Source organism: Mycobacterium sp., from assembly GCF_035653355.1.
GTDB lineage: Bacteria > Actinomycetota > Actinomycetes > Mycobacteriales > Mycobacteriaceae > Mycobacterium.
In genome coordinates this window covers 1-3,253 of the sequence record NZ_DASRBZ010000324.1, presented here as the reverse complement: position 1 = coordinate 3,253, position 3,253 = coordinate 1, and the positions used below count along the sequence as shown (strand labels likewise).

At 68.4% G+C, this 3,253-nt stretch carries 3 protein-coding genes; all 3 read right to left on the bottom strand.

Annotated features, from left to right (window positions below):
• The 3 genes from menD to VFA16_RS11325 are packed head-to-tail and all read right to left on the bottom strand — an operon-like array spanning position 1 to position 3,201.
• Positions 1-1,653 (bottom strand): 2-succinyl-5-enolpyruvyl-6-hydroxy-3-cyclohexene-1-carboxylic-acid synthase, encoded by a 1,653-nt coding sequence (gene menD, locus VFA16_RS11335; RefSeq protein WP_324967899.1) that lies wholly within the window; start codon positions 1,651-1,653, stop codon positions 1-3.
• A 22-nt stretch (positions 1,654-1,675) separates the two neighbouring features.
• On the bottom strand, positions 1,676-2,464 hold the full coding sequence (locus VFA16_RS11330) for an alpha/beta hydrolase (protein WP_324967898.1): 789 nt from the start codon (positions 2,462-2,464) through the stop codon (positions 1,676-1,678).
• Complete coding sequence (locus VFA16_RS11325; protein ID WP_324967897.1) at positions 2,461-3,201, bottom strand: DJ-1/PfpI family protein; 741 nt, start codon at positions 3,199-3,201, stop codon at positions 2,461-2,463. The genes VFA16_RS11330 and VFA16_RS11325 overlap by 4 nt, the downstream gene beginning before the upstream one ends.
• Positions 3,202-3,253 lie beyond the last annotated feature (52 nt).

The window sequence follows — 3,253 nt, the reverse complement described above, 5'->3', positions numbered from 1 at the left end:
TCACAGGGCGGCCTTGATGGCGGCGTGCAGTTGGCGCAGCGACGACCGGTCGGCCTTGACTTCCAGTACCCGCATGCCGGGATTGGGTTCGTCGAGAGCCGCGCCGAGTTCGTCGACCTCGATGTGGCGGCTCTCGACGTGGTAGGCGCGGCAGAGCGCGCCGACGTCGACGTCGTGTGGGGTGCCGAAGATGCGTGAGGACACGTCAGAGAACCGGGGGTCGCCCTGCTCGAGCAGTTCGAAGATGCCGCCGCCGTTGTCGTTGGACACCACGATGGTCAGCTGTCGCGGTGTCGGCTCGGTGGGCCCGATGAGCAGCCCAGAGCTGTCGTGGACGAAGGTCAGGTCGCCGATCAGCGCGACAGTGCGCGGCACTGTCGCGCTGCTGGTGCGCTCGTGGGCCAGCGCCGCACCGATTGCGGTGGAGACTGTGCCGTCGATACCGGCGACGCCGCGGTTGGAGCGCACCTTGATGCCGTGCGGGTTGAGCCCCACCAGCGCCGCGTCGCGCACCGGGTTGGAGGCGCCCAGCACCAGTTGATCGCCGGGCCGCAGCGCGTCGGCTACCGCGGCGGCGACATGCAGGCCGGTGGTCAGTGGGTGTGCCTTGAGCTGGCTGCGGACCGCTTGCACGGCATGCCGGTTGAGCTCGGCGCAGCGGCGCAGCCAGGCCGGGTTGGGCGTGCCGGTCGTGACGGCGCGGGTACCGGTGGCTTGCGAATTGCCCGACACGTCGGGCCAGCGCGGGCCGGTGGTGAGCGCGTAGACCGGCACCGACGGGTCGGCCAGCAGCGCCGACACCGGGCGGTGCAGGGTCGGACGGCCCAGCATGATCACCTGCTTCGGGTGCAGCAGCGGCAGTGTCATCGGGTGCAGCGGGTTGGCGGCCGGCGGTGCGGTGGGCTCGGCGACGGTCGGCAGCTCGGCCAGGTTGGGATGGGTGCCGGCGCCGTGCCCTGCGATGACGACGGTGTCTTTGCTGATGTCGATGTCCAGCGGCTGGTCGAAGGTAACCGCCGGGGTGTAGGTCCAGGGCTTGCCGTCCGGCCGGCCCGGCGGGGTAGCGGCCTTCGCTGGATCGGGTTCGGGGTCGGGCACCAGCGGTTCGCGCAGCGGGATGTCGAACTGCACCGGGCCGGCGTTGGCGGTGCGGGCACCGGTGGCCGCCGCCAAGACCCGGCAGGTGGCCGATCGCCACGTCGCGTTGAAGGCGTCCATGCGCTCGGGCGCATCCTTGGCGAGGCCCAGGCTGATCGCGGCGCGGACCTGGGTGCCGAAGTAGCCCAGTTGTTCCATGGTCTGGTTGGCGCCGGTGCCCAGCAGCTCGTAGGGCCGGTTAGCCGACAACACGATCAGCGGCACCCGGGCGTAGTTGGCCTCGACAACCGCGGGGCCGAGGTTGGCCACCGCGGTGCCCGACGTCATCGCCACACAGACCGGCGCTTGGGCGCTGATGGCCAACCCGATGGCCAGGTAGCCGGCGGTGCGCTCGTCGATGCGCACGTGCAACCGGATGCGCCCGGATCGGTCGGCGTCCTGCAGCGCGAAGGCCAGCGGCGCGTTGCGCGAGCCGGGGCACAGCACCACGTCGCGCACGCCGCCGCGGATGAGCTCGTCGACGACCACGCGGGCCTGCGTCGTCGAGGGATTCACCAGTCCAGACTAGCCAGCGGGCTCAGGCGGCACCGCCGGCGAAGAACTGCAGTGCGGCGTCGTTGACCGCCTTTGGTTGCTCGAGAAACCCGAGGTGGCCGGCGTCAGCGATTTCCAGGTAGCGGCCGTTGGGAATGGCGTCGGCAACCTCGCGGCAGAGATGCGGCGGCGTCACCAGGTCGTCGCGGAACCCGATCACCAGCACCGGCGCCGCGATGCTCTGGTAGGCGGGCAAGCGGTTGCTCCGAGGCGTGATCTCGAGTTGGCTACGCGATCCCGGCGTGGGCTTGCTGGGCCACATGGTGAACATGCTGATCCAGTCGGCGACGGCCGCGTCGTCGTTCAGCGTTTTGGGTGAAAAGCTTTCCAGCAGGCGAATTTTCGCGTCGTAGGCGGCGGGCAGCTGGATGCCGGACGCGAACAGCTCGGCTTCGGCGGTGTGGAAGAAGTCCCGGGTGCGGTCCAGACGGCCGCGGGTGCACATCAGCACCGCCTTGCTGACCAGATCGGGACGGGCCAGCATGAGTTCTTGCGCGATGAACGCGCCCATCGAGGCCCCGACGATCCGCACTGGAGCGGCATCGAGCTTTTCGATCAGCGCCGCGGTGTCGCCGACCATGGTTTGGGTGGTGAACCCCTCGGCGTTCTCGGTGGCGCCCACTCCGCGGTTGTCGAAAGTGATGACGCGATAGCCCGCAGCCAGGAACGCCGGAGCCTGATGCAGATGCCACGTACGTCCAGCGCCGCCATGGCCGGCGATGAACAGCACCGGCTCGCCGTTCCCGCGGTCGTCGTAAGCAAGGTTGATCACCTAATGGACGGTACAAGCCCGCGTTTGCGCCGCGAGCGGGCACCACTGAGAGCCCGCTGCCACAGCAACATCGTCGCCGCTTTGAGCTGTTCCGGTTTGACGAGGTCCCTGGCCATCAAAGCAGTGGCGGCCGCCTTGGTCGACGCCGACGCCTTGGACATGTGGCCGGAATCGAACGGCGGCTGCGGGTCGTATTCCATCGACAACTGGATGACCTTCGCGCGGCTTTCCCCACCGATCTGCCCGGCCAGCCACAACGCCAGATCGATGCCCGCCGACACTCCCGCGCAGGTGACGATTTTGTCGTCGGATTGCACGATGCGTTTGTCGTCAACGGGAATGGCGCCAAGGGCCTTCAAGGCGGTGAGCGCCATCCAGTGCGACGTGGCTCGCTTGCCCTGCAGCAGGCCCGCGGACGCCAGGATGATCGATCCGGAGCACACCGAAGCCGTCCACGTCGCTGTCTGATGGGCCTGCCGCAGCCACTCCAGCAGGTTCTCGTCGCGCGCGTGCTCGACCGACGTCATCCCGCCGGGCACCAAAATGATGTCCGGGGAAGGTGTTTCGGTGAATGAGTGTGTTGCGCCGACGACGAGCACACCGGAGTCCGCGGTGATCGGGCCGGCCTCGTGCCACACGAAGCGAACCTCGGCTTTGGGCAGCCACCGCAGCACTTCGTACGGGCCGATGAAATCCAGCGCGGTGAAGCCAGGATACAGCACGATCGCGATCTGCATTGGTTCTCCTTGCTAGGCGAATGTTCGTCGATACTGGTCGGGGGATACACCG

What these genes read in the sequence shown, in the direction of transcription:
- VFA16_RS11325 (WP_324967897.1), bottom strand. Translation starts at nt 3,201, where the DNA reads ATGCAGATCGCGATCGTGCTGTATCCTGGCTTCACCGCGCTGGATTTC.